General features: G+C 43.2%; 27 protein-coding genes. 20 read left to right on the top strand and 7 right to left on the bottom strand.

The genetic code is table 11. The features are described from left to right. Positions 1-2 precede the first annotated feature (2 nt). The 3 genes from ctaF to VQ00_RS08230 all read left to right on the top strand — a co-directional run bounded on the left by ctaF (position 3) and on the right by VQ00_RS08230 (position 1900). Positions 3-335, top strand: a complete 333-nt coding sequence (gene ctaF, locus VQ00_RS08240) for a cytochrome c oxidase subunit IVB (protein ID WP_046179674.1) — start codon at positions 3-5, stop codon at positions 333-335. Positions 336-462: 127 nt separating this feature from the next. Next, complete coding sequence (ctaG, locus tag VQ00_RS08235; RefSeq protein ID WP_046179673.1) at positions 463-1362, top strand: cytochrome c oxidase assembly factor CtaG; 900 nt, start codon at positions 463-465, stop codon at positions 1360-1362. Positions 1363-1435: 73 nt separating this feature from the next. After that, the gene (locus VQ00_RS08230; RefSeq protein ID WP_046179672.1) at positions 1436-1900 is read left to right on the top strand and encodes a DUF420 domain-containing protein; all 465 of its coding nucleotides are present in this window, start codon (positions 1436-1438) and stop codon (positions 1898-1900) included. A gap of 37 nt (positions 1901-1937) precedes the next feature. Here the strand turns inward: VQ00_RS08230 and VQ00_RS08225 are convergent, their stop codons facing one another. Next, positions 1938-2294, bottom strand: coding sequence for a YugN family protein (locus VQ00_RS08225; protein ID WP_046179927.1), 357 nt, complete (start codon positions 2292-2294; stop codon positions 1938-1940). A 191-nt stretch (positions 2295-2485) separates the two neighbouring features. On the opposite strand from VQ00_RS08225, the gene VQ00_RS08220 reads away from it, so the two are divergent. Genes VQ00_RS08220 through VQ00_RS08210 form a run of 3 tightly spaced genes read left to right on the top strand, consistent with a single transcriptional unit; the run spans position 2486 to position 4302 of the window. Continuing rightward, complete coding sequence (locus VQ00_RS08220; protein ID WP_342667008.1) at positions 2486-3523, top strand: CAP domain-containing protein; 1038 nt, start codon at positions 2486-2488, stop codon at positions 3521-3523. 37 nt (positions 3524-3560) lie between these two features. Beyond that, positions 3561-4001 (top strand): YlbF/YmcA family competence regulator, encoded by a 441-nt coding sequence (locus VQ00_RS08215; protein ID WP_046179670.1) that lies wholly within the window; start codon positions 3561-3563, stop codon positions 3999-4001. A gap of 25 nt (positions 4002-4026) precedes the next feature. After that, the gene (locus tag VQ00_RS08210) at positions 4027-4302 is read left to right on the top strand and encodes a YlbG family protein (protein ID WP_046179669.1); all 276 of its coding nucleotides are present in this window, start codon (positions 4027-4029) and stop codon (positions 4300-4302) included. A gap of 41 nt (positions 4303-4343) precedes the next feature. Here the strand turns inward: VQ00_RS08210 and VQ00_RS08205 are convergent, their stop codons facing one another. Then, entirely contained in the window at positions 4344-4721 is a 378-nt protein-coding gene (locus VQ00_RS08205; RefSeq protein ID WP_046179668.1) for a DUF7147 family protein, read from the bottom strand. Positions 4722-4858: 137 nt separating this feature from the next. Here VQ00_RS08205 and VQ00_RS08200 point away from each other — a divergent pair, with 137 nt between their 5' ends. The 3 genes from VQ00_RS08200 (at position 4859) to coaD (ending at position 7426) form a co-directional block, all read left to right on the top strand. Continuing rightward, the gene (locus VQ00_RS08200) at positions 4859-6262 is read left to right on the top strand and encodes a hypothetical protein (RefSeq protein ID WP_046179667.1); all 1404 of its coding nucleotides are present in this window, start codon (positions 4859-4861) and stop codon (positions 6260-6262) included. A gap of 100 nt (positions 6263-6362) precedes the next feature. Continuing rightward, entirely contained in the window at positions 6363-6932 is a 570-nt protein-coding gene (gene rsmD, locus VQ00_RS08195; protein WP_046179666.1) for a 16S rRNA (guanine(966)-N(2))-methyltransferase RsmD, read from the top strand. Beyond that, entirely contained in the window at positions 6932-7426 is a 495-nt protein-coding gene (coaD, locus tag VQ00_RS08190) for a pantetheine-phosphate adenylyltransferase (protein WP_046179665.1), read from the top strand. The genes rsmD and coaD overlap by 1 nt, the downstream gene beginning before the upstream one ends. 18 nt (positions 7427-7444) lie before the next feature. Here the strand turns inward: coaD and ylbJ are convergent, their stop codons facing one another. Beyond that, entirely contained in the window at positions 7445-8569 is a 1125-nt protein-coding gene (gene ylbJ / locus VQ00_RS08185; protein ID WP_046179664.1) for a sporulation integral membrane protein YlbJ, read from the bottom strand. Between the two features lie 160 nt (positions 8570-8729). Here ylbJ and VQ00_RS08180 point away from each other — a divergent pair, with 160 nt between their 5' ends. Then, positions 8730-9767: a SepM family pheromone-processing serine protease gene (locus VQ00_RS08180; protein ID WP_245618088.1), complete on the top strand. Its 1038-nt coding sequence runs from the start codon at positions 8730-8732 to the stop codon at positions 9765-9767. Here the strand turns inward: VQ00_RS08180 and VQ00_RS08175 are convergent. After that, a complete protein-coding gene (locus tag VQ00_RS08175; protein WP_046179663.1) occupies positions 9759-10946 on the bottom strand; it encodes a nucleotidyltransferase in 1188 nt (395 codons plus the stop codon). The two genes, VQ00_RS08180 and VQ00_RS08175, sit on opposite strands and share 9 nt — an antisense overlap. 146 nt (positions 10947-11092) lie before the next feature. Between VQ00_RS08175 and VQ00_RS08170 the strand changes: the two genes are divergently transcribed. The 4 genes from VQ00_RS08170 to VQ00_RS08155 all read left to right on the top strand — a co-directional run bounded on the left by VQ00_RS08170 (position 11093) and on the right by VQ00_RS08155 (position 13732). Beyond that, positions 11093-11623 (top strand): YceD family protein, encoded by a 531-nt coding sequence (locus VQ00_RS08170; RefSeq protein WP_046179662.1) that lies wholly within the window; start codon positions 11093-11095, stop codon positions 11621-11623. A 62-nt stretch (positions 11624-11685) separates the two neighbouring features. Then, the gene (gene rpmF / locus VQ00_RS08165; protein ID WP_046179661.1) at positions 11686-11865 is read left to right on the top strand and encodes a 50S ribosomal protein L32; all 180 of its coding nucleotides are present in this window, start codon (positions 11686-11688) and stop codon (positions 11863-11865) included. 105 nt (positions 11866-11970) lie between these two features. Continuing rightward, positions 11971-12732: an enoyl-CoA hydratase/isomerase family protein gene (locus tag VQ00_RS08160; protein WP_046179660.1), complete on the top strand. Its 762-nt coding sequence runs from the start codon at positions 11971-11973 to the stop codon at positions 12730-12732. A 124-nt stretch (positions 12733-12856) separates the two neighbouring features. After that, complete coding sequence (locus tag VQ00_RS08155; RefSeq protein ID WP_046179659.1) at positions 12857-13732, top strand: 2-dehydropantoate 2-reductase; 876 nt, start codon at positions 12857-12859, stop codon at positions 13730-13732. Here the strand turns inward: VQ00_RS08155 and VQ00_RS08150 are convergent. From VQ00_RS08150 to VQ00_RS08140, 3 genes are all read right to left on the bottom strand, one after another. Beyond that, on the bottom strand, positions 13719-14399 hold the full coding sequence (locus VQ00_RS08150) for an ABC transporter ATP-binding protein (RefSeq protein WP_046179658.1): 681 nt from the start codon (positions 14397-14399) through the stop codon (positions 13719-13721). The two genes, VQ00_RS08155 and VQ00_RS08150, sit on opposite strands and share 14 nt — an antisense overlap. After that, the gene (locus VQ00_RS08145) at positions 14400-16040 is read right to left on the bottom strand and encodes an ABC transporter permease (RefSeq protein ID WP_046179657.1); all 1641 of its coding nucleotides are present in this window, start codon (positions 16038-16040) and stop codon (positions 14400-14402) included. A gap of 185 nt (positions 16041-16225) precedes the next feature. Then, entirely contained in the window at positions 16226-17302 is a 1077-nt protein-coding gene (locus VQ00_RS08140; RefSeq protein ID WP_046179656.1) for a Fe(3+) ABC transporter substrate-binding protein, read from the bottom strand. Between the two features lie 188 nt (positions 17303-17490). Between VQ00_RS08140 and bshC the strand changes: the two genes are divergently transcribed. The 6 genes from bshC (at position 17491) to VQ00_RS08110 (ending at position 25206) form a co-directional block, all read left to right on the top strand. Continuing rightward, complete coding sequence (gene bshC / locus VQ00_RS08135; protein WP_046179655.1) at positions 17491-19107, top strand: bacillithiol biosynthesis cysteine-adding enzyme BshC; 1617 nt, start codon at positions 17491-17493, stop codon at positions 19105-19107. A gap of 123 nt (positions 19108-19230) precedes the next feature. Next, positions 19231-19662, top strand: coding sequence for a division/cell wall cluster transcriptional repressor MraZ (gene mraZ, locus VQ00_RS08130; protein ID WP_046179654.1), 432 nt, complete (start codon positions 19231-19233; stop codon positions 19660-19662). 22 nt (positions 19663-19684) lie between these two features. After that, entirely contained in the window at positions 19685-20632 is a 948-nt protein-coding gene (gene rsmH / locus VQ00_RS08125) for a 16S rRNA (cytosine(1402)-N(4))-methyltransferase RsmH (protein WP_046179653.1), read from the top strand. Positions 20633-20645: 13 nt separating this feature from the next. Further along, positions 20646-20996 (top strand): cell division protein FtsL, encoded by a 351-nt coding sequence (ftsL, locus tag VQ00_RS08120; RefSeq protein ID WP_046179652.1) that lies wholly within the window; start codon positions 20646-20648, stop codon positions 20994-20996. Next, on the top strand, positions 20993-23200 hold the full coding sequence (locus VQ00_RS08115) for a penicillin-binding protein (RefSeq protein WP_052728413.1): 2208 nt from the start codon (positions 20993-20995) through the stop codon (positions 23198-23200). The genes ftsL and VQ00_RS08115 overlap by 4 nt, the downstream gene beginning before the upstream one ends. A 110-nt stretch (positions 23201-23310) precedes the next feature. Beyond that, a complete protein-coding gene (locus VQ00_RS08110) occupies positions 23311-25206 on the top strand; it encodes a stage V sporulation protein D (RefSeq protein ID WP_483782921.1) in 1896 nt (631 codons plus the stop codon). Positions 25207-25212 lie beyond the last annotated feature (6 nt).

Here is a 25212-nt window from a genome sequence, read left to right as displayed (position 1 = left end):
GAATGGCGAATTTACACCCAAATTCAGGTGATCCTAAAGTTACGTACGAATATCGCCGTAAGAAGCATGCAGAAGAGATGAGAATGCAAGTCGTGACATTTACGATGATGATTTTCTTTACGGTCATTGCGTTTGCAGCGGTGGGCGCTGGATTTTCTAAATGGTTTATCGTGCCATTTGTTCTGCTGCTTGCTGTTGTGCAGGTCATTTTCCAACTTTACTACTTCATGCATATGAGTCATAAAGGGCACGAAGCACCGCAGCTATTTATGTATTCAGGCATGCTTGTTGCATTCTTGACAATTCTTACGTTCGTGACAATTATCTGGTGGTAAGAAATAAAAGTGTTTCCCGCATAAGGGGAACACTTTTTTCTGTCATTAACTTGTCAATACATGGCGTTGTCACCCGGTTTTTACCGCGGTATAATAAAGGGAGCGCCAAAAAAATGAGGTGAATAGGATGCCGATCAGCATTTTCGGATTTCCAGCTCTTTGGAGTCCGTATTTTATTGTTGTGCTGCTGTTTATGACAGTATTGTACTTTTTCGTTACGGTCAAATGGCGGGGAGACTTTAAAGACAGTGAACCGCTCACAAAACGTCAGTCACTGCTTTTTTTAAGCGCCATGTTAATTTTGTATGCTGTAAAAGGCTCACCGCTCGATTTAATGGGGCATATTATGATGACGTACCATATGGTTCAAATGGCTGTTCTTTATCTTGTTATACCTCCGATTCTCATTAAAGCCATTCCATGGTGGGTATGGAAGCCGGTAACTCAGCTGCCTGTTGTAAAACATGTTTTTGCATTTGCAGCGCGTCCGCTTATTGCGCTTATTTTATTTAATGGAATGTTTTCGTTTTATCACATTCCGCTTATTTTTGATTTTATTAAAATGAGCGAGACGCTGCACAGCTTGTACACGGTCATTTTATTTTTCCTGGCGATCTGCATGTGGTGGCCGCTTGTCAATGAGCAGCCGGAAAGCAAAGGACTTGATGGCTTAAAGAAGATCGGCTATATTTTTGCGAATGGCATTTTATTAACACCTGCATGTGCCTTAATTATTTTTGCATCAAGTCCACTTTATGCAACGTACTCGGATGGAACTGCGTGGTTGAAGGCGATGGAGCTGTGTGTCCCATCATCTACACTGTCGGGCTTGAATTTAAGTGGGCCTGAATTATTTTCTAATATGGCCGTTGTTGAAGATCAGAAAACAGGCGGTATTGTCATGAAGATCATTCAGGAAATTGTATATGGCGTTGTTCTTGCACAAGTTTTCTTTGATTGGTTCCGCAAAGAGGAAGAAGACGCGGATAAAATAACAGAAGCGGCTTTGGCACGTCACAATAAATAAATCAATGTATTCACAAAAAAAGGAAACGGTTGTCCGTTTCCTTAGGTTTACATAACGGAAGTGAGGAATTTTCATGTCGTTACCTATTTTACCAACGATCAGCACCTTTTTCATCGCTTTAAGTGCGATATTTGTTGCGATCGGCTGGGCACAGATTAAGCAGCGTAAAGTTGAAAAACATAAAAAAACAATGTTGCTGGCAGGCGTTTTTGCTTTAACCTTTTTCACTATATATGTCAGCCGGACTTTATTTATTGGCAATACCGCTTTTGGCGGACCGGATGATATAAAGATTTATTATACTGTCTTTTTGATTTTTCATATTTGTTTAGCGACAACAGGTGCTGTGTTTGGAATTGTATCCATTACAAGCGGATTGAAAAATAATTTAAAACTTCACCGTAAAATCGGGCCATATACGAGCATCATCTGGTTTTTTACGGCGATTACCGGTGTGGCTGTTTATTTGCTCCTATATGTATTTTACTCAGGCGGTCCGACGACATCGGTTTTCAAGGCCATTCTTGGCGGAGAATAAAAAAAGCTTTCCTCTTTGACGGAGGAAAGCTTTTTTCTTATACGTAATGAACGGTTTCTGCTTTAATATCTGCAAGCAGCTTTTCACACGTTTTCACGAGTGATTCAGGAAAATATTCATCCGCCCCGTATTCGATGCCATGCGGATAATAATGTTTGCCAAGAAGCGGTGTCATTAATTCAATGAGGGCATCTTCAGCACCCACGTCTCCTTTGACAGCGAAACCGAAGACACGCAAATAATAAACGCCTTCTTTTAATTCAAATTTACGATCGTATGTAACACGTTCATAATCCCATTGGCCGGCAAGTACCATGCCGTGTTCTTCCATAATATGTGTAAGCTGGTTTAAATCAATCTGTGTGCCTTCAAGACCCGTATTTTCAAATTTCATAAACGTACTCCTTCCTGCCTGTTCGTCTTTTTTTGCTTCATCTTCCATAATAGTCGAAATTGCGCTTTCATGCAATGTGCTTGAAATGATTGAACGTGACAAATTTTTAACGGTGTAACGACAAGTTTTTTTCAATCGGTGATATGGAATGATATACTGATGAAAGATGGGGTATGTAAGGAGATGATCGTCTGCGAGCTGTTTTTAAAATCTTAGTCATTTTTTTAATTTTAATACTGGTCGGCATTTATACCGATAAAGCGATAGATGAAAAAAGCAATGAACCGCCTGCACCGCCCCCTGTCAACAGCGGGGAGGTTGACCCTGCGCTGCCGAAGAAGGTAGATCCGGTTCCGGATGAAGGAGCTGGGGCGTTAATAGGAAAGTCAGTAGATGTGCTTGTAAAGGAATATGGGGAACCTGTCCGAAAAGAACCATCAGCATACGGATACGAATGGTGGGTCTATAAATCCGCCGGCCGGTACATGCTCGCAGGTGTTGAAAATGGCCGAGTCGTGACGATTTTTGCAAAAGGCGATATAAATACGGTACCTTTTTCAATTGGACGCTCTGCTAATGAAATTTTTAGTTCCCGGTATCCGGAAATGGAAATTGTTGTGCACGCGAAAGATAGCTATTACCGTTTTGAACTGTCGGAAGAAGAGTTAAATATAAGACCACTTATTCCAATCGGTGATTTTTATGCGCAGCTTTATATTGACCAGCAGACCGGTACGTTGTCCGGCATCCGGTTTATGACCGCTGGCGTTCTGCTTAAAATAAAGCCATATGAGCTTGTTTATGAAGGGACATTGCCTGAAGTCCCATATCCGGGTATGTCTGCATGGGTGCATATTGAGCGTGGAAGTGAGGCGCAGCTCGCAGATATGAGTAATTTTGTTCGACAGCAAGCTGGCATGCCGGTGCTTCTATGGACACCAGAAATAAAAGCGTCAGCCAAATCACATAGCAAGGACATGTTTGAAGCCGGTTATTTTGGTCGTGAATCACCGAGATTTGGAAATGTAAAGCAGCGTTTAACGGAAGCGGGTCTTTCATTTAACACCTCGAATGAAATGATCAGCGCTAATTATATGGACGCACCCGCAGCGATGGAAGCATGGCTGAATTCACAGGAGGATCGGGCCATTCTTTTAGATGAATCCTTCACATCATTTGGAACAGGCGCTTATCGCACTCATTTCACACAAATTTTTACCGGAATGTAACGATATATGGTAGAATAAGCGGATGGAGGTGACTCAAATGATTGCAACAACGATAGAACTCATTAATGTCACGGATGCAGTAGATGAACTTGGAGATATGATTCTTCACTCAGAACAAGCAAAGCAATACCGGGACTGTTACGATAAGCTTTATACGGTTGAATCCGTTAAATATAAAATTTTTGCTTTTAGCCGACTGAAAGAACAATATGAAGATGTACAGCGTTTTGGTCGCTATCATCCGGATTATAAACGAATCATGATGGAGACGCGCACAGCGAAGCGTGAAATGGATATGGATGAACACGTCGCGGCATTTAGACGGGCAGAAACGGAACTGCAGCAGCTTTTAGATGATATTAGCCTGCTTATTGCCCATTCGGTATCAGTGCAAGTAAAAGTGCCGGGAGCGGGTTCTGTTTTTACAAGTGGCTGCGGCAGCTGTGGAAGCGGGGGTTCATGCGGTTGTTCCGCATAAAAATGAAAGAACCGGGGGATGGATTATGCTAACGGAACGACAAGCATTAATTGTGTGGCTTCATTCATTGAAGCCTGCCAAGTCATTGCGTAAATATGGAAACGTTCATTACGTATCCAAAAAAATGAAATATGCCGTGCTTTATTGTAATCACGTGGAAGCACCTGGCTTGGCAGAAAAACTGGCGGCTTTTTCTTTCGTCAAAAAAATCGATTTTTCCGAAAAGCCATTTTTAAAAGTTGATTATGAAAATTCCCGTCCGGATAAAGCAAAAGAATACGATTATAAAATTGGGGTATAAGAAAAAGGCCTGTCTGATGACAAGGCCTTTTTTAATGCTTTTTACGAAAGCGGCGGGAGGTAATGATTAATGCGCAAAATACCGATTAAATATTGGTAATAAAGCGTCTTTTCTGCAAATAAGACAGAAGGTTTTACATCCATTTCAATGACAGGTTTGCCAATAGATGCAGCAGTCTGTTCGAATAATCGGAACCGCTCATTTTCTTTTTTATGTGGATTAGGAATTCCTTCGCGGCACACATAAATCGGCTGAAAACTGCCTGTCGACGTCGGATGAAGTATGATGGCACACGAGGTGGCTTCATTTGAGTGCAGCGCAATAAAGTGCGCAATTCTCTCATTTGAACGTTCGGCAATATCAATGAGTTCATATAAGTCCGAATATCCTTCTCCCAGTTCAATAAATCGTTGAATCATATGTATATCCTCCATTTCTTTCATTCCTATTATACGCAATTGTTCAGGTAATTTTGACAAAATTTATCGTCAATTTTATTTTTTTTTGATATGATATATATATATAAGTAATATTTCCTAAGAAAGGCGGAGAATATGTGAAAAAGGTCCTTTCATTTTCTGTATTATTACTCATTATCTCCGGGATTTTATTAACTATTCAATGGATCGGCTATGAAAAATTATCTAGTGCTTCTGAAAATATTATGGCGGATCAAACGATCGAAATAGAGGTGCAGAGTGACGGATTCTTAATTAAACAGGCGCTTCAATCATTACCAGAAAATTCGAAACTGAATATGAAACTGCCTGCAGATGCAAAAGAGGTATCCTGTTCTAAAGGAGACAAATGTGTTACAGGCGGCCAATCCGGTACAGTTACCGCCAATGGCGGCATTATAACTATACAGTATCAGATTCCAGCTACGCTCTCTTCACAATCATTTTTATTGAATAACTGGCAGGCTTCATTTGAAAATATAGATGTTTCTCATACGGATCTTCTTTTGACGGATCATACGAAAAGAGGCGGACAATGGATTTCTTCCATTCAACAAACGGCCGCTAAACAACTGTCAATGATCGACTTTTACTCTTTTAAAGGAAAAGCAGACCGCCCGCCTTTATTTTGGCAAAAAAATGGGTTGAAGCAAAGCAATTTTGCGGACATTACCGTTTTCGCAAAAGAACCGGTCAATCTGTCTGAGGAATCGATGTCTGCTCCATTTTCTAAAGAAGAAATCATTGCTCAAACCGTCGTAATTTCGAAGGATTTAAAACCACAACAGCTTGATGGATTGACATTTATTAGGCAGGAAAGCGATTTGAGAACGATTCGTTCAAGGATGATTTATGACTATGTAAAAAAACACTTTATTTTTCCGGAAGAAGAGCAATGGATGACATCGTTTCTGGCTGTATCTCTCTACAGCACACAGCCTATGAACATGAAAGCGGCAGATATGAATGAGCAAATTGCGGCGGTGTTAGCTGAAGCAGAACAAAAAGAATGGGAAACGGCGCTCATGCAATTTAAAGGAAAAGAAGTGAACGCTGAAAAACTCGACAGGGCACTGTCGGCTGTAAAAAGTGAGCAAACGGATTTCTTTGAAAAAAATAAAAGCAGCAAGTTGCCAACTGTGCCTCTCATCTTTTTTGACGGTCGGTCCGTTATGGTCGAAGAGGCGCGTGTGCCTTTTCATATGAAGAAAAAAGACAGCCTGCTTTATGTCCCGCTGAAAGAAGCTGCGGCAGCGCTCGGGTTTTCTGTTCAGGAAGTGTCTTCTCAAGAGTGGCTGATGAAAAAAGAATTTGAAACGTACCATTTTTATTTAAATGAAAACCGCGTGCTTTTAAATGAACATCAATATGCTTTATACGAAACTGCTCTTCAGAAAATGGATGGCATCATATATATTGATAAGATTTGGTTTCAAAAAATCTTCCTCGTTGAAGTACAGGAAACGGATGAAGCCATTCACTTAAAGTCATACGGATTGTAGGAACCTCTTTTTGGAAGCGAGGTTTCTTTTTTTATGCTATAGATTTCATTTGTACGTTTGTGATACCATAAACGAAGAAAACGAATGGCAGGTTGAAAACATGAGAATTATTTCAGGTGAAAAAAAAGGGCTGCCCTTAAAAGCTGTGTCGGGTAAAGACACGCGCCCGACAACTGATAAAGTAAAAGAATCTATTTTTAATATGATCGGTCCTTATTTTGAAGGCGGCATCGGACTGGATTTATTCGCAGGGTCTGGTGGACTGGGCATTGAAGCGCTTAGCCGGGGATTTGATCGAATGATTTTTGTCGACCGCGATATGAAAGCGATTCAAACAGTGAAAGAAAATATACGCAGTGCGCAATTTACAGAGCAGTCAGAAGTGTATCGAAATGAAGCGGACCGGGCATTAAATGCGATTGTCAAAAGAGAGCTGGCGTTTGCTGGTATTTTTCTTGATCCTCCATACAAAAAGCAGAAGCTTGAATCCATGCTTTTATATATAGCTAAACACAACCTGCTTGCGCCGGAAGGATTTATTATGTGTGAACATGGGTCTGATGTTCGTCTTCCGGAACAGATTGGACCGTTTCGCTGTATACGTGCTGAAACATACGGAATGATTTCCGTTTCGATTTACAAAGAGGCAGACGATGGGGAGGAAAGGTAATGGCAAGTATTGCAGTATGTCCGGGCAGTTTCGATCCGATTACAAATGGGCATCTTGATATTATTCAGCGTGGGGCTAAAGTGTTTGACAAGGTATATGTCGTTATTTTAAGCAATTCGTCTAAAAAACCGCTATTTTCTGTGGAAGAGAGGGCGGAATTAATACGGAAAGTTACTGCGCATATTCCAAATGTAGAAGTGGACCATTATCAAGGCCTGCTTGTTGACTATGCGAAAGCGGTAGGCGCAAAAGCGATTTTGCGGGGGCTTCGTGCTGTCTCTGACTTTGAATATGAAATGCAAATTACGTCTATGAACCGTGTGCTGAATGATGAGCTCGAAACATTTTTTATGATGACAAACAGCCAGTACTCTTTTCTCAGCTCAAGCATCGTAAAGGAAGTAGCAAAATACGGAGCGGATATTTCGGAACTTGTGCCAAAAGAAGTCGAAGCCGCGTTAACAGAAAAGCGGCTTGCTGATTTGTCTACATAAATAAAAAGCCGGGAAAAACTATACTCGTTTTTCCCGGCTTTTTGAACAGCGAAAAGCAAGCAGGATGGAAGCAGTCCCAAGAAATAAAACAGTGATCAGCATTCCGCGCTCCGGTATAAAAGAAAGACCGACAGCTGGAAAAGAAAAAGGGTGGGACATGAGCCATAGCATAATAATAACTGCATAAAAGCTGTGCAATACGCGAGCGGCTAAAAACGGTCCATAACGAATATCTGTGCTGCTAATAATGGCCGCTACCTGGGCATGGACACTTAAGCCGCTAAACCCAAGAATAGCACTTATTAAGAGGAGGCTTACGTTAGGAGAAATAGAAGTGGAAGACGACAGCTGAACACCGGACGTCAGTTCAAAAAAGCCGGCAAATAAAGCGCGGACGATCGGCATGCTCGTTTCTTGTGAAGCAAAAAGAGAAAAGAAAAAGGCCACTGCACCATATTCATTTAACAAAGCAGTTAATACCGAAAAAAAGAGAATAAAACCACCGATCAGCATAAGTGTTTGCACAGAGGACAAGACTGCATCCGCAAACATCGTGCCAAACACTCGTCCATCCTTTTTTCGCGCCTCCTTGAAAGCAGTCAACGGTCCTTCAGCCACCGTTTTCGCTTGTCCTTCTTTATTTCCTCCATAAAAGCGCATTGTGAGCCCAACGAGAAATGCCCCGCTATAATGAGCCGCTGCGAGCAGAAACCCTGCTTCCGGGTTTTTCAAAAAGCCGCTGGCTACAGCACTTAAAATAAATAAAGGATTAGAGGAATGTGCCATTGCAACGAGTCGTTCTGCTTCAATTCGTGTAATCGAATGTTCAGCGCGAAGACGTGCAGCCATCCTTGCCCCTGATGGAAACCCGGAAGCAAGTGACAGCATCCACGTAACACCGGCAGGACCGGGAATGCGAAAGAAAAACTGCATAAATCCACTTAACAAAGAACCAAAAAATGCAATGACACCAAGACCAGCCATTAATTCTGTTAAGATAAAAAAAGGAAGAAGTGATGGGAAAACTGTTTTCCACCAAATATCCATCCCGTATATAGCTGCCCGCAAGCCAGTTTGGGGTGAAAGAAGAAGGGCAGCGGCAAAAAGCGTAACTGCGCAAGCAGCAGCATAGGTTTTCCACATAAAAAGCCTCCCAAGTGTAATATAAAGCGTACTTGCTCAAAATTTTGTACAATAAAAGAGCCTGTACAAAAGGATATGTTCCGCTTGAAAAAATAGACTAACGAAACAGATGACACCGGAGGAAGCCTGAATGGGCATCTGCATGGAAGGAAGAACAAATGTGAATAATAAACAAACTGTGTTCCTGTACGCTGTGCTGCTCACAATAATCGCAGCCGCGTTCATTCCGCTTCCGTATTACGTAACAAAACCGGGAGGGGCACACGAGCTTGACCCGATTGTCCACGTGGATGGGGGAGATGTGAATGACACAAGTACCTTAATGCTGACGACTATTCGAATGGGGCCGGCCAATGTCTACTCATACGCATGGGCTTCTGTGCGTGATTACGAAGAAATATTGCCGAAAGAAGATGTCCGTTATCCGCACGAATCAGACGACGAATACAACGTAAGACAGTTTCATTTGATGGATACGTCGCAGCAAAATGCGGTCACTGTTGCGTTTGATGAAGCAGAGAAGCCGTATGATTGGACATACAACGGCATTTACGTACTTGGTGTATTCCCTGGTATGCCCGCTGAGAAAGTGCTGGAGGCGGGTGATCGGATTACATCCATCGATGGCCGGGATATAAAATCATCAAAAGAAATGACTGACTATGTGCAGTCAAAAAATCCGGGCGAAGCAGTGACCATCGCGTTTACACGCAACAAAAAAAAATATGAAAAAACGATTCAGCTCAGGGCCTTCGCGGAACTTGATGGCAAGTCCGGTCTCGGCATCAGTCTGGCGGATGACAGGACGCTAAAAAGCGAACCAAAGGTAAAACTTGAAGCGGATGAAATCGGCGGACCTTCCGCCGGTCTTATGTTCAGTCTTGAAATTTATGATCAGCTGGTAGAAGAAGATATTGCGGCGGGTTTAAAGGTTGCCGGGACTGGTACCATCGCGTCAGATGGAACGGTCGGCCGGATCGGCGGCATCGCGCAAAAAGTTGTTGCAGCCGATCGGGCAGGAGCACAGTTCTTTTTTGCGCCGGACGACGAGCTGCCAGCGGACCGTTCGAATCTAAAGACCAATTATGAAGAAGCAAAAAAAGCAGCAGAAAACATCGGAACAGACATGATCATTGTGCCTGTTAAAGTATTTTCAGATGCGGTCGATTATTTAAATAACATTACCGCATCAAAGTAAGAGCGGGGGTGTTGAATATTCTTGTTCAAGGAGGGAATCGGCATAGTCTTTCGGCAAATTGGGAGCAGAAGCAAAAACGCGTGCTGCCTTTATATCAAGTGCCAGAAGATCGCTGGCCGATGCCGTTCGTGAAACCAGCGGCACGAGCATTTCTTTTTTTATCGATCGAATATAAGCCCGCCCGTTTTCTGTCATACCGAGTAAGCGAATAAATGAAACGCGTTCAGCCTGTCGCATGCTTTCTTTATCAGTATCCGTTAAAATATGTGTCATCATTCGCTGCAGGCGGGTCCAAGTATATCGTTTCGTTTTTACACGCTGCATGAACGCAGCGAACGAATCACATTTCAGCGCTGCTTGTATTAACCTTGGCCCAATCCCTTCTTCCACTTCATAAATAGAAGCAAGCTGTTCAGGCTGAAGGGATAAAAGCCGATAGCGAAGCAGCGGCCAATACGATTCCCACGAATGCAAGGACCGCTTTTTTAGCCCGGCAGCACTTAAAGGCGGCATCACATCATCAATTGAGATGCTTGTTTCAAGCAAACGCTGCCGAATCGCTGTTGCACTTGCAATCGATCCAGACGCTTCTGCATCATGAAAGCCTGCTCCTTTTCTCAGCACAGTGAGTGGATTTAACGGGGAGCCGAGTATATCATTTGCTTGCATGTAATGAAAACCCAAAATATTATTTGGCTTTGACAAATCAAGCGGCAGCGGGTCTTTTTGAAAAATGGAATTTCTTGCTTTCGTTTGAGCGGACGGGTAGCTTATTCCTTCTTTCATAAATAGGCGGACAAGTGCGGCCAGCTGTTCCTTTTTTTTACTCAGCTGGTCCACGCTTTGGAAAAAAGGTTCAATTTGTCCATTTTCGCTCCCAAAGCAAAATGATTGGCACTTTAAGTGATGCAGAATTTCAATTGCGCCTATAGCAAATATTTCTGCTTTTTGAGTCGAAAATGCATATGGAAGTTCGACGACGACATCAACGCCATGCTGCAGTGCCATTTTCGTCCGGGTCCATTTATCGGTTACAGCAGGTTCGCCGCGCTGTAAAAATGAGCCGCTCATGACAGCGACGATTGCGTCCGCATTTGACAAACGTTTTGTTTCATTTATATGGTAGAGATGTCCGTTATGAAACGGATTATATTCAACAATAATACCCGCTGCGTTCATTGGAATATTCCTTTCTTGATCAGAATGTATCTTCATTTTCAAAGATGATGAATAAAAAGTCAAACAAGCATTTCACTGTAAAGAAAATATATTGACAATATATCAGGAGAGGGCTATAATTACTTTTGTTGCCTTGAGGTGATTAAATGAAATGGTCAATAATTCAACTGCAAAAACACCGCGACCGCGGTCTTGAAATCGACGAAAAAGTTGATTTAACCGAACTAACAACGCTCGACAATGATATTCGCCGTATTTCTCCTGTACACGTAACAGGACGTGCCGATATCCGTCATGATCAAATTGTTTTTCAAGTGAAAGCAATGGGCGAAATGATTGTCCCTTGTTCACGAACGCTTGTTGATGTGCCTTACCCGTTTGAGATCCCGCTTACTGAACGGTTTTTATTAAAACCGGAAGAGGGCGAATTTTACGAAACAGAAGATGTTCATCTGCCGGAAGGAAATGTTATTGATCTCCGTCCGATTTTAGAAGAAGCCATCATCTTAGAGGTGCCGATGCAAATTTTTAGTGAAGAAGCTGACAAGTATGTTGTTCAGTCAGGAAACAATTGGGCGTTTTATGAAGATGAAGAAGAGCTTCCCAAAAAAGAGAAGCCGGCTGTCGATCCACGATTGGCAGAACTTCAAAACTTCTTTTCGTCTGATGATGAGTAATTGAGAAGTACAGCTATTCTGGCTTCATATAGTTTTTATTCCTTTAAGGAGGTGTATATCACATGGCAGTACCTGCTAGAAGAACATCCACTACACGCAAAAACAAACGCCGTACGCATTTCAAATTACAAGTGCCCGGTATGGTTTCTTGCCCGAACTGTGGTGAAATGAAACTTGCGCACCGCGTGTGCAAAGAGTGCGGAACATATAAAGGCAAAGAAGTCGTTAGCGTTAGCAAATAAGACTTTTTAAATCTTTCAAAAAAGCGGAGAGACCATGGCTCTCCGCTTTTTTTGTGCTTGTTTTTCGGAAATTGAAAGCGCTACAATGGGGTGGGAGGGGATAAAATGGATTATACGATTGAATTGGACAAAGAAAGTGGGATTTTGCTGTTTACAATCACACGAGAAAAGCGAAGAAATGCGATTAATTATAACGTGATGGATGGGCTGCGTGAGGCACTGGATCGGGCTTTAAAAGAGGACGTACGGGTCTTGGCCATTACAGGAAAAGGAGATAAAGCATTTTGTTCAGGTGGTGATCTATCCGCTTTTCAGTCTTTGCAAACGGAGCAGGAAGCGTATGCGATGTTGTCAAAAATGGGTGAGCTTTTATATGAGCTGGCAGTGTTTCCAAAACCGACTGCTGCGCTTATCAATGGAACGGCAGTTGGCGGCGGCTGCGAACTGGCGACGGCTTGTGATTATCGGGTTGCCAGGACCGGTGCGAAAATAGGATTTATTCAAGGCGGTCTTGCCATTACAACCGGCTGGGGCGGGGGAACGATGCTGTTTGAACGAATCGAGAGCAGGCTCGCTTTTAAAATGCTGTCAGAAGCGGCCGTTTTCCGGGCGGAGCAGCTAGATGATTTTGGCTTTATCGACCGGCTTCACGACAAAGTCGACATTGAAGAAGCACGGGCGTTTTTCGCTAATGAGCAATCGATAGACAGTGAAGTTCTTCGTGCGTATAAACAAATGATAATTGGGAAATGGCAGGCGGGCGATCTGAAAAGCCGGATAGAAAAAGAAATTCGTGCGTGTTCGGTGCTATGGGGGAAAGAAGCGCACCATCAAGCGGTCGCTGCTTTTTTATCGAAAAATACATAAGAAAATAAGCTGGTCCCTAAGCGGAGATCAGCTTATTTTCTGGGAATCTTCCTTCTCTTTTATTATATAATAAAGCAAATAAAAAGCAGCGATCATTGTTATTGCTCACAAAACAGGGGGAGAAATGAATATTCATATTATAGGAGGCGGGGCAATTGGCTTGTTTTTTGCATCGCAATGGAGCAGTTATCATCAAGTGACCGTTCAAGCAAGGACAAAGGAACAGGCAAAACGGCTTGAAACGGACGGCATCCGTGTCATTGAAAACAATCAGGAGTCGGTTCATATCGTCAAGACGGCTAAATCTGCTCCGGTCGAAACGAACTTAGTCGTTGTAGCTGTGAAACAATATCATTTAAACGACGTGCTGAAAGAACTGCCCGACGTCCGGTCACTGTTATTTATTCAAAATGGCTTGAGTCACCTTAAGAAGATTCAGCCTCTATCCCATCGGAATATTTACGCCGCATCAGTAACACACGGAATTGCCAAAATAGACGAGCGGACAATTGGAGTAAATGGGCGTGATACAACAAAAATGGCCAGTGTAAAAGGGGGACATAAAGAGATTAGTTGCGTGTTGGGGACACCTGGTTTTTCCTTTCAATGGGAACCGGATGTCTATGAAATGCTAGTCGAAAAAATGGCAGCCAACACTGTTATCAACCCGCTGACTGCACTTCTGAATGTGAAAAATGGAGAGCTGGTGGAAAACAGTGAGTATCGTGCGGCCGTAGAAACACTTTGTGAAGAGTTTTCGGCTGTTTTTCCTTATAAAACAAAAGAAGCTGTCACACAATCGGTTTTTGATATTTGCCGCAAGACAGCGCCCAATGAATCTTCGATGTTGAGTGATGTGAAAGCGGGGCGAATGACCGAACTAAACGCTATTGTGGGCGCCCTGTTAGATGAAGCGGCACGAAACAATGTGCAAGTCCCGGCTTTTTCGATTTTATACAATCTTTTAAAAGGAAAAACGCCGGACTTTAACACAAAATAAGGTCCGGCGTTCCTGTTTTCAAAATATGTCCATTTTCCATTAAAATAACCCGATCGGCGATCGCGCGTGCATCGGCTTGGTCGTGTGTGACAAAAATGGATGTGATGCCTGCTTTTTTTAAAATCGTGCGCAGTTCATCACGAATTTTGATTTGCAGATCAGCATCTAAATTGCTGAATGGTTCGTCAAATAAAATAATCGATGGGTTGGGCGCCATTGCCCGAGCCAATGCGACACGCTGCTGCTGTCCGCCGCTTAGCTCGTGCGGATAGCGTTTTTCAAAGCCTTTAAGCCCGACCAGTTCGATAACAGATGCGAGACGTTCATCATGTTCAGCCCGTTTCATCTTTTTTAAGCCGAATTTAATGTTGCCGGCCACGGTCATATGTGGAAACAGCGCATAGTCTTGAAACACCATGCCAACTCCGCGGTTTTCCGGCTGGACAAACGTTTTCTGGTCAAACATGGTGCTGCCATTGATCGTTATCATGCCTGCCTCAGGTACTTCAAGGCCGGCAATAAGACGAAGAACAGTGCTTTTTCCACTGCCGCTTTGACCGAGGATGGTCAAAATCTCGCCTTTTTCCATTTCCATCGACAGATGTTGAATTGTTTTTTCTTTTGTATTTCGATATGAAAATGTTACATCATGCAACTGCATAATCATTTATTTTTTCTCCTTTTCCAAAACAGCATGAAATACAAAGATAGACAAGCCGCTGATCAAAATAATAAGCATAGAGGCGAGTGCGGCTTCATGAACAGCTTCATCATTTGCGTATTGAAAAGCCTTTGTTGATAATGTATAAAAATTGAACGGCTGCAGCAATAGAGTAAGTGGCAGCTCTTTCATCACCTCAATAAAAACTAATGTAAATCCGCCAAATACAGCGCCGCGAATCATTGGCAAATCCACTTTAAAAAAAGTTCGCATAAGGGAAGTGCCAAGCAGGCGGGAAGCTTCTGTAAAGCTGCGGCCGATTTTATCAAATCCAGCATCAACTGGATTAAACCCGATCGCAAGAAACCGGCTTACGTAAGCAAAAATAAGCATTCCAAGACCCAAGCTTAAAATAATCGGTGCGTCAATGCCGAGTGCAGTGTATACCGTGTTTAAGTGCCGGTCAAGCCAGAGGAAAAAAGTTAAAACACCAATGGCAATGACTGCACCAGGAATCGAGTAGCCTAGTACCGTTACACGAGAGACAGCTTTGCTCCAAGGGCTGTCCGACAGCCGGATGAAATTACCGATCACAAGGGCGATGATCATAATGATAAAAGCAGAGATAAGCGAGACGTACACGGAATTAAAAATAAGCTGCAAAAAGTCCGGACTAACGACTTTTTCATAAGTCATCATCATCCATTGAAAAAGCTGAACAAATGGAATAAGGAATCCGGCGGTAAAAATAAACATGACATAACCAAAAAGCAATATTGTTTTCTCACGAGATAATGAAATCGGTTCAAGCGGCCGGACTTTTGCATTTGAATAACTATATTGTTTTCGGCCCCGCAGTACTTTTTCCAAAAACAAAATAAGAAAAACAATGGCCATTAACATACCTGCGAGCTTAATAGCGGACGCCACGTCACTCATGCCAAACCATGCCTGAAAGATAGCGGTCGTAATTACTTGAATGCCAAAATAAGACACAACGCCGTAATCGTTTAACACCTCTAAAATAACAAGACTTGCCCCGCCGATGATAGCTGTCCGTGAAATGGGCATAATGACGCGGAAAAATAATTCCAGTGGACCGCTGCCGAGAAGTCGTGCATTTTCGATTAACGAAGCGGATTGCTGTTCTAAGTAAGCACGCGTAATAATGTACACGTACGGATACAAAAAAATCGTGAAAATAAAAATCGCGCCGGGAATGTTCATTATATCGAAATAAGCCGGATTCGCGGTTATATTAAATTCATTTCGGAGTGTGGACTGCAGAACGCCTGTGTAGTTCACAATGCCATGATATGTATACGCACCGATATAAGGGGGAATAGCCAGCGGCAAAATGAGCCCCCATTTAAAAAAGCGACGTAGTGGAAACCGGTAAGCTGTCACGAACCAGGCAAGGCTCACACCGATTAAAATAGAAAAGAGCCCGGTGAAAAAAACAATCATTAACGTATTTTGAATATAATTTTTCAGCAGGAATTCTTGAATATGCGCCCAGTTTTCATTTGGTTTTTCAAAAATTTGAAAGAAAATGGACAAAGCGGGAGATAAAATGAGTAATGTGAAAATGATACTCATTATAGACCAGCTGTTTACGTGAAGACGGATAAAGCGAATAACGTTCATATAGATACCTCACTTGAACAGGATGTTCTGGCTTATTCGTTGTGCACAGGACGTGCACGGTTTTAGAAGAAGTTCCTTCTATCAACTGCACTCTTCTTATAGTATGAAAACCGTTTGAAAAATACAAGAGCATGTCGTTTTTTGACACAGAAAAGGCAGGCTTTTAAGCAGCCTGCCTCCCAACATTATTTCCAGCCAGCCTCGTTCATCAGTTTTAATGCATCCGCATTGTACTTGCCAAGCTCTGACAAGTTCAAATCCTGCGCTTTAAATTCACCCCAGGAAGCGAGCAGCTCAGCCGGTTCTACATTCGGATTGACCGGGTATTCAAAGTTTGCTTCAGAAAATTGCCCCTGCGCATCTTCGCTAGACAAAAATTCTAAAAACTTGATGGCATTTTCTTTGTTTTTTGCATGTTTTGTCACACCAGCACCGCTGACGTTCACATGTGTACCTGTTGTTTCCTGGTTCGGGAAGAACACACCAAGCTGTTCTGCGACTTTTACTTCTTCTGCATCTTCAGAGTTCAATAGCTGGCCAAAGTAGTATGTGTTCATAACGGCTGCATCGCCAATTCCGGCAACAACCGCTTTAGCCTGATCACGATCTCCGCCTTCCGGATCGCGTGCCATGTTGTTTACAATGCCTTGTGCCCATTCTTTCGCAGCATCTGCTCCGTTTAATGAAATGAATGATGCAACAAGTGACTGATTATAAACATTGTCTGAAGAGCGGATTAATACTTTTTTATTCCATTGCTCTTCTGTTAACGCTTCATAAGTGGACAAATCTTCCGGCTGTACACGATCTTTTGCATAAACGATGATGCGGGCACGTTTTGTGAGTCCGAACCATTGGTTGTCAACATCGCGGTAATTTTCTGGCACATTTGCATTCAATGTGTCGCTTTCTACGCTTTGAAGCAGGCCTTTTTCTTTTGCCCAGTGCAGGCGGCCTGCATCTGCTGTGTAAAACAAGTCGGCTTCTGTCGCTTCACCTTCACGAGTAAGCCGCTCCATTAATTCGTCTTCTTCGCCCTTAACAACATTCACTTCAATGCCTGTTTCTTCTGTGAACTGGTCGAAAAGCGCATCATCTGTTTCATAATGACGGCTCGTATACAAATTGACAACGCCAGCATCCTTCGTCTCTTCATCAGACGCCGTACCCGTGCCGGCAGATTCGTTATTGTTTCCACATGCAGCCAGAAGCAGCGACATGCTGAGTAATCCTGATAAAAACCCAAACTTTTTGTTGGCCATTGAAAAAAAACGCTCCTTTTATGTTCGTTTGTTCAGCAATGCTGTCAACTAAATTATAATGATAATCATTATCAGGTCAATAATTTTCTGAAATAATAGTTGTATAGCAGGCACATTATTTTCCCTTTCAATCCGTCAGGTGGTATACTCTAACAAGAAAATTTGTCCGAAAGAAAGGAAGTAAATGTATGGAACAAGAACGCATTTCTGTTCCCGCTTTAAACCCGTTCGTAAAAGAGTACATAAGCGGATCATCCCATGCCAGCGGCTTTTTTGATTATAAGCCATTTTCACAGCAGTCTTTTCAGCAACGTGCGGAAGAAGTGCGGACAAGGGGTTTTAAACGAGATGAAGTAGCTGGCATTATCCGGAACTACATGACACCGCATCATCTCACCAACGAAGTGGAGCAATCACTGCAAAAGTTAATGAACCCTTCATCTGTTGCGGTCGTCGGCGGCCAGCAGGCGGGACTTTTAACAGGGCCTTTATATTCTATACATAAAATCATTTCTATTTTGCATTTAGCGAAGGAGCAGGAAGGAAAACTCGGCATTCCAGTCGTGCCAATTTTTTGGATTGCCGGGGAAGACCATGATTTAATGGAAGTTAATCATGTATTTATTGAAAAAAATGAACGCATGCAGAAAATAGGCTATCCGGAACGGTTTGTGAAAAAACAGGCAGCGTCAAATACTGTTTTTGATAAAAAAATGATGTCTGAATGGGTGACATCCGTTTTTGCCTGTCTAAAAGAAACACATTATACAAATCAATTACTCAGGGACGTAAAAAGAGCGGTGGAGGAAAGCGGCACGTTTACAGAATTTTTTACGTTTTTAACTGGATCTTTTTTTGCAAAGTACGGCTTGCTGTTGATTGATGCGGCAGATCCTGTGCTGCGAAAGCTCGAAACGCCATTTTTCAAGCAGCTGATTTTAGAAAATGACCAGCTGGCGGAAGCGGTAAAAAAAACGCAGCAGCAAATAAAGGATGTGGGTTTTGCTCCTGCTATTGAGACAGGCGAACAGCCAGCCAATTTATTTTTAATTGAAAAAGGCGAACGCCATTTACTCCAAAAAGAAAACGGGCTGTTCGTCAGTAAAAGCGGGTGCACGTATACCGAAGCAGGCTTATTGGAGCTTCTTGAAGTTTCGCCTGAGTCATTTAGCAATAATGTTGTCACGCGGCCGCTTATGCAGGAGTGGCTGTTTCCGACGCTCGCATTTATCGCTGGACCGGGGGAAATTGCGTATTGGGCGGAATTAAAAGGCGCGTTCGAGCATTTTAAAATGAACATGCCGTTGGTTGTCCCTCGTTTAAATATAACCATTGTCGATCGAAACGTTGCGGGTATCCTTTCAGAGATGGAGATGCCAATTGAAAGGGCTGTACAGCGGGGTGTTCAACAAGAGAAAGCTGCGTATATCGAATCGGTTCGTGATCATCACTTACATGAACTTGTCGCACAGATGAAGCAGGAACTGCTGGCGAACTATGAAAAAATTGAAGCGCGTGCAGCGGCGCTTCACAATGGGCTTATGCCGATCGTTCAAAAAAACAAATCGTACCACGAGCGGCAAATTAACATTCTTCTTCAGAAGAGTGACGCTGTTCTAGAGCAGACACATGAAGCGGCGCTCCGCCGTTTCAATCGTGTGGAAACTTTCCTGCGGCCAGACGGGCTGCAGGAAAGAGTGTGGAATTTATATCCTTTCTTAAATGAATACGGTCCTTCATTTATCGACGAATTAATGGATCAGTCATATCAGCATGATGGAAGTCATTACATCTTATACATGTAAATGAAAAGTCTGCCTTTTGGGCAGGCTTTTTTTACGCGCAAAAAAGGAATAGAGCTCATTATGAAATGGGTGGTGCAAAGTGGGGGGATGTGGTAAAGTTAGTGTAGAAAGTGGGGACGCACCATGTTCATGGGAGAATACCGTCATTCAATCGATGAAAAAGGCAGGTTGATTATTCCAGCGAAATTTCGTGGTGATGCCGGCAAAAAATTTATTGTGACGCGTGGCCTGGACGAGTGTTTATTTGTTTACCCGCTTGATGAATGGGAAGTGCTGGAGGAAAAGCTTTCCACTTTGCCCCTGACAAAAAAAGATGCGCGTGCGTTTACCCGCTTTTTTTTCTCGGGCGCAAATGACTGTAAACTTGACCGGCAGGGGAGAATAAATATTCCTGATCCGCTTTTGCACTACGCATTGCTTCAGAAAGAATGTGTCATTGTTGGTGTTTCAAATCGGATGGAAATTTGGAACGCATCAAAGTGGGACGAGTACTTGGAAGCGTCAGCGGACTCATTCGCAGACATTGCTGAAAATTTAACTGATTTTGATTTATAACGTTGATTGGACTGATAAGAAAATGGAATTTAATCATACGACCGTATTGCTTCGTGAAACGGTCGACGGGCTGAATATTCGCCCTGATGGAATTTATGTAGATTGTACGCTTGGCGGAGCAGGCCATAGTGAGTATTTGCTTTCGCAACTCGGACCTGACGGGAAATTGTTCGCATTTGATCAGGATGAAACCGCGATCAAACATGCAAAAAAACGGCTTGAGCCGTTTGCTGATCGTGTTGAATTTATAAAAAGCAACTTTGAGCATGTGAAAGAAGAGCTTCATGAACGAGGCGTTACGGAAGTTGATGGCATTTTGTATGACTTGGGTGTTTCATCGCCGCAGCTCGATACACCAGAACGAGGATTCAGCTATCACCATGACGCGCCGCTTGATATGCGAATGGATAAAAGTGCTCCATTGTCGGCGTACCACGTTGTGAATGAATGGTCATTTGAACAGCTTGTCCGCATTTTTTTTAAGTACGGGGAAGAAAAATTTTCTAAGCAGATTGTCCGCAAAATTGAAGCCGCACGAGAGATTAGGCCAATTGAAACGACGGGTCAGCTGACGGAACTAATAAAAGATGCTATTCCGGCGCCGGCAAGAAGAAAAGGCGGACATCCGTCTAAGCGAGTGTTTCAAGCCATTCGGATTGCCGTAAACGACGAGCTTGGCGTATTTGAACGCTCGCTTCATGATGCGATTGACTTATTAAGTATTAACGGCCGGATCAGTGTTATTACATTTCACTCGCTTGAGGACCGCATTTGCAAAACGGTTTTTAGAGAAGCATCTACAGGTCCGGAACTGCCGCCCGGGTTGCCGATTATTCCTGAAGAATATGAACCCGTTTTAAAATTAGTCACCAGAAAACCAATTGTGCCGACAGAAGAAGAACTAGAAGAAAATAACCGTGCACGGTCTGCCAAGCTGCGCATTGCAGAAAAAAGAAAAGGAACCGTTTAGGGGGGGAATCTAAATGAACAATACAGCGAAACAGCCAGTTGTTAACCAGCCAAAAACGGCTCCCGTCAAGCAGCGGAAGGTAAGCAGGCAGTTTTTTACACCGGGAGAAAAAGTCTTGTTTCTTGTTGTTGTGTTAACCGTTTGCTTTATGTGTGCCAAGCTCATTTCGACGCAGGCGGCCATTTATGAAACGAACAAACAAATTCAAGACATGGATGTAAAGATCCAGGAACAGGAAAAAGTTAACCATGACCTTGAAGTTCAAATTAGTGAAGAAAGCACATACGAAAAAATTTGGGAACGTGCGAAAGCAATGGGACTGGATTTAAGTGATCAAAATATTAAGGTTGTTGAACCGAAATGATGGAAAATAGAAACAATCGAAAAATAGGAGCTGCGATCCTGTACATTGGGTTCGCCCTCCTCTTTTTTATCTTATTTTCACGAGTCCTCTATATTCAGGCAACGGGAAAAGCAGATGGACATGAACTAAAAAACGAAGCGCTCGAAAAATATATGCGCACCGATGTCCTTGAAGCGAGCAGAGGGACGATTTATGACACAAATGGTGAAATCATTGCAGAGGATGCAACTTCCTTTACAATTGCCGCAATTTTGGATGATTCCGTTACGACAAATCCGGAGTCTCCAAATCACGTAACAGATCCGGAAAAAACGGCCAAAGTATTAGCGAAATACATTGATATGGATGAAGCGGATATATTGGCGCGGCTAAAAAAAGATGGAGATCCGTTTCAGGTGGAGTTTGGAAAGGCCGGACGTGGTTTGTCGAATAGTGTTAAGCTGCAAATTGAAGAAGAGAACCTGCCTGGCATTACATTTATTCGTCAGGCGAAACGGTTTTATCCGAATGGGACATTTGCGTCGCACTTAATTGGCTTTACACAGCAAATTGAAAAAGAAGACAAAAATGCGAATGTCACATTTGAAACGGAAGGTCAAATGGGCATCGAAAAATCATATGAGAAGTATTTGCAGGGAACAGATGGGAAAATTCGCTATACAAGTGATTTATGGGGCTATTTACTTCCAGAAAAGCAGGAAATGGTCGCTGAGCCGGAAGATGGCGATCATATGTATTTGACCATTGATTCTAAAATTCAGACGTTTATGGAGGATGCTTTGAATGAAGTAGAAGCCCAATACAATCCTGCAGAAGCTTTTGCCGTTGTAGCAGAAGCAAAAACGGGCAAAATTTTGGCGATGAGCCAGCGGCCGACGTTCCATCCAGGCACACGTGAAGGGCTTGACGTAAACTGGATGAATGATCTTGTCGAGTATTCGTATGAGCCGGGTTCAACGATGAAAATTTTTACGTTGGCGGCGGCAATTGAAGAAGGCGTGTTTAATCCGGAGGCCACTTATAAATCTGGAACATACAGCATTGGACCAAATCGTATTCGGGATCATAATGGAGGTGCCGGCTGGGGTGAAATTACGTATGAAGAAGGGATTCAGCGGTCTTCAAACGTCGCCATCGCCAATATGCTCGAAGAAATGACCCCTAGTGTATTCAGGCAATATCTTGAGGATTTCCATTTCGGCCAAAAAACAGACATTGAACTGCCAAGTGAAGCGTCGGGAAGCATTTTGTTCAATTATCCGCTTGAACAAGTAACGACTGCATTTGGTCAAGGATCGACCGTCAATGCGATGCAAATGCTCCAAGCGGCAACAGCCATCGCAAACGGCGGGAAAATGATGAAGCCGTATATTATTGACAAAATTATTGATAATACGACCGGTAAAACAATTGTGAACACAGAACCAGAGGTTGTCGGTGAGCCGATTTCTAAAGAAACAGCTGCTGAAACACTAGACATCCTTGAAACGGTCATCACAGCTGAACATGGCACCGGGAAACCGTATCATATTGAAGGGTACGATATAGCCGGGAAAACAGGAACTGCACAGTTAGTAGGGGAAGACGGGCGGTATTTAACAGGAACAAACAATTATTTATTCTCGTTTATTGGCATGGCGCCGAAAGATGATCCAGAACTGATCGTGTATGCAGCTGTTGCGCAGCCGAAATTAGACAATGAATCCGGCTCAGCGCCTGTCTCAAAAATTTTTAATCCAGTGATGCGTAACAGCCTCCAGTATTTAAATATACAGCCGGATGAAACGATCACGTCTCAAACGGTTGAACTGAAAGATTTTACTGGCCAGAAAACATTTGAAGCGCGTGAAGCGTATGCGGCATCCGGTGTGGATCCGGTTATTATTGGCACTGGCAATGAAATTGTCAAGCAAGTGCCGGCGGCCGGTGAAAAGCTGCTTCAAGGTGAAAAAGCAGTGTTGCTGACATCTGATAAATGGACGATGCCGAATATGACCGGCTGGGCGATCCGCGATGTAATGAAAGTAGCTCAAAGTGTCGGGCTCAAAGTAAGCTATTCAGGTTCTGGTTATGTTATTTCACAAAACATTCAAGCAGACGACGCAATAAAAGAAGGTCAAAAGCTGATCATTAAGCTTGAAAAGCCAGGAAGTGCTGAAGAAGCAAACAAAAAAGCGAATGAAGAGTCAGATCAATCCGGGTAAAGAATAAAAAGGGTTGTCTCAAGAGTGCCAGGCACTTTGAATTTGAGACAGCCTTTTTTTTGTCAACTTTTTTTTCATGCTGCATATGATCATGAAGAAAAGGAGTGTGTATGATGCGGGTTCGAATGTTTTGGATACTCGTTTTGTCTTTTGTGGCCTTTTCGGCTTTAATTGTCCGCACGGGTTATATCCAATTGGTAAATGGAGGTGAATTGACGGACAAAGCAGAAGAACTTTGGGGAAGAAGCATTCCTGCAGAACCGGAGCGTGGCCTCATCCTGGATCGCAAGGGAGATATTCTTGTTGGCAATAAAAACGCACCAACGGTTTATGTCATTCCTGCTCAAATTGATGACCCAAAACAGGCTGCTGAGAAGCTTGCAGCTGTTCTTGGTGAGAAAGAGTCCGTTTTATATGAACGGATGACAAAACGTTCATCCATCGAACGTCTTTCCTCAAAAGGGAGGCATTTATCGGCTGAAACAGCACGAGCTGTAACAGATCTTCAGTTGAAAGGAGTTTGGGTTGGGGAGGACTCGATCCGAAATTACGTACTAAAAGACCGGCTCGCCCACATTATCGGATTTACGGGCGCGGATAATCAAGGGCTCGCCGGCATTGAAGCATATTATGATAAGAAACTATCTGGAACACTGGGTTCTATTCAAATGTATACCGATGCAAAAGGAAACCAGATGCCTGGACTTGCAAATGATTACGAAGCACCAGTTAATGGAATGGATTTGCAGTTGACCATTGATGCAGACATTCAAGCGGTGATGGAAAGAGAGCTTGATCAAGCGGAAAAAACGTACAAGCCTGATGCAGCGATGAGCATTGCGATGGATCCAAATACAGGTGCTATTCTCGCGATGTCATCCCGCCCGTCATATGACCCGGCCCGATTCAATGAATATGATCCGGACATATACAACCGGAATTTGCCAGTATGGAGCACATTTGAACCAGGATCTACCTTTAAGATCATTACACTGGCAGCTGCGCTGGAAGAAAAAGAGGTTGATCTTGATCAGGAGCATTTTTTTGATCCGGGTCATGTGGAAGTAAATGGGACGCGGCTGCGCTGCTGGAAACGGGAAGGACATGGCCATCAAACGTTTCTTGAAGTAGTCGAGAATTCGTGCAACCCGGGCTTTGTTGAACTCGGTTCCCGCTTAGGTGAAAAAAAACTCTTTACTTACATTCGCAAGTTCGGATTTGGAGAGAAAACAGGCATTGATTTATATGGTGAAGGGAGTGGTATTTTATTTACTGAACAATCAGCAGGACCGGTAGAAGCAGCGACTGCAGCTTTTGGACAAGGAGTTGCCGTCACACCCATTCAGCAAGTAGCAGCTGTCTCAGCAGCGGTAAATGGCGGCATTTTATATGAGCCATTTGTGGCGAAAAGCTGGACAAACCCTGTAACAGGGAAAACAGAAGCCGTTCATAAACCGAAAAAAGTGCGCCAAGTCATATCTGAAGAAACATCAAAGGAAGTGCGGCGTGCGCTTGAAAGTGTTGTGGCAAAAGGAACAGGACGAAATGCGTTTGTGGACGGATACCGCGTTGGCGGAAAAACGGGAACCGCACAAAAAGCAAAGGATGGGCGCTATTTGGAAAACAACCATATCGTTTCATTTATTGGTACTGCGCCTGCTAATGATCCCAAAGTCGTTATTTATACGGCGATTGATAATCCGAAAGGCACTGTTCAGTTTGGCGGCACCGTGGCGGCACCGATTGTTGGGAAGATGATGGAGGACATTTTGCCGCTGCTTCATGTGCCAAAACAAATGAATCAGATCGAAAAAGAAAAAACATGGAACGATCCGGATCTCGTCAGTGTGCCGAATTTGATCGGATTATCGAAAGAAAAATTAAAGGAGCAGCTGATCAATATCGATATTGTCATTGAAGGGACGGGCAATACCGTCGCTTCCCAGTCCCCAAAACAAGGCGTTAAAGTGGAAAGAGGGAGCAAAGTGCGTGTTTTCTTAAAATAAAATAAC

Origin of the sequence: Domibacillus tundrae (genome assembly GCF_000970675.1) — a bacterium.
Lineage (GTDB): Bacteria > Bacillota > Bacilli > Bacillales > Domibacillaceae > Domibacillus > Domibacillus tundrae.
This window is presented reverse-complemented; position numbering and strand designations above follow the sequence as displayed.

Coding starts and splice junctions, on each gene's coding strand:
- ctaF (WP_046179674.1), top strand. CDS start 3: ATGGCGAATTTACACCCAAATTCAGGTGATCCTAAAGTTACGTACGAA.
- ctaG (WP_046179673.1), top strand. CDS start 463: ATGCCGATCAGCATTTTCGGATTTCCAGCTCTTTGGAGTCCGTATTTT.
- VQ00_RS08230 (WP_046179672.1), top strand. CDS start 1,436: ATGTCGTTACCTATTTTACCAACGATCAGCACCTTTTTCATCGCTTTA.
- VQ00_RS08225 (WP_046179927.1), bottom strand. CDS start 2,294: ATGAAATTTGAAAATACGGGTCTTGAAGGCACACAGATTGATTTAAAC.
- VQ00_RS08215 (WP_046179670.1), top strand. CDS start 3,561: ATGATTGCAACAACGATAGAACTCATTAATGTCACGGATGCAGTAGAT.
- VQ00_RS08210 (WP_046179669.1), top strand. CDS start 4,027: ATGCTAACGGAACGACAAGCATTAATTGTGTGGCTTCATTCATTGAAG.
- VQ00_RS08205 (WP_046179668.1), bottom strand. CDS start 4,721: ATGATTCAACGATTTATTGAACTGGGAGAAGGATATTCGGACTTATAT.
- rsmD (WP_046179666.1), top strand. CDS start 6,363: ATGAGAATTATTTCAGGTGAAAAAAAAGGGCTGCCCTTAAAAGCTGTG.
- coaD (WP_046179665.1), top strand. CDS start 6,932: ATGGCAAGTATTGCAGTATGTCCGGGCAGTTTCGATCCGATTACAAAT.
- ylbJ (WP_046179664.1), bottom strand. CDS start 8,569: ATGTGGAAAACCTATGCTGCTGCTTGCGCAGTTACGCTTTTTGCCGCT.
- VQ00_RS08175 (WP_046179663.1), bottom strand. CDS start 10,946: ATGAACGCAGCGGGTATTATTGTTGAATATAATCCGTTTCATAACGGA.
- VQ00_RS08170 (WP_046179662.1), top strand. CDS start 11,093: ATGAAATGGTCAATAATTCAACTGCAAAAACACCGCGACCGCGGTCTT.
- rpmF (WP_046179661.1), top strand. CDS start 11,686: ATGGCAGTACCTGCTAGAAGAACATCCACTACACGCAAAAACAAACGC.
- VQ00_RS08160 (WP_046179660.1), top strand. CDS start 11,971: ATGGATTATACGATTGAATTGGACAAAGAAAGTGGGATTTTGCTGTTT.
- VQ00_RS08155 (WP_046179659.1), top strand. CDS start 12,857: ATGAATATTCATATTATAGGAGGCGGGGCAATTGGCTTGTTTTTTGCA.
- VQ00_RS08150 (WP_046179658.1), bottom strand. CDS start 14,399: ATGATTATGCAGTTGCATGATGTAACATTTTCATATCGAAATACAAAA.
- VQ00_RS08145 (WP_046179657.1), bottom strand. CDS start 16,040: ATGAACGTTATTCGCTTTATCCGTCTTCACGTAAACAGCTGGTCTATA.
- VQ00_RS08140 (WP_046179656.1), bottom strand. CDS start 17,302: ATGGCCAACAAAAAGTTTGGGTTTTTATCAGGATTACTCAGCATGTCG.
- bshC (WP_046179655.1), top strand. CDS start 17,491: ATGGAACAAGAACGCATTTCTGTTCCCGCTTTAAACCCGTTCGTAAAA.
- mraZ (WP_046179654.1), top strand. CDS start 19,231: ATGTTCATGGGAGAATACCGTCATTCAATCGATGAAAAAGGCAGGTTG.
- rsmH (WP_046179653.1), top strand. CDS start 19,685: ATGGAATTTAATCATACGACCGTATTGCTTCGTGAAACGGTCGACGGG.
- ftsL (WP_046179652.1), top strand. CDS start 20,646: ATGAACAATACAGCGAAACAGCCAGTTGTTAACCAGCCAAAAACGGCT.
- VQ00_RS08115 (WP_052728413.1), top strand. CDS start 20,993: ATGATGGAAAATAGAAACAATCGAAAAATAGGAGCTGCGATCCTGTAC.
- VQ00_RS08110 (WP_483782921.1), top strand. CDS start 23,311: ATGATGCGGGTTCGAATGTTTTGGATACTCGTTTTGTCTTTTGTGGCC.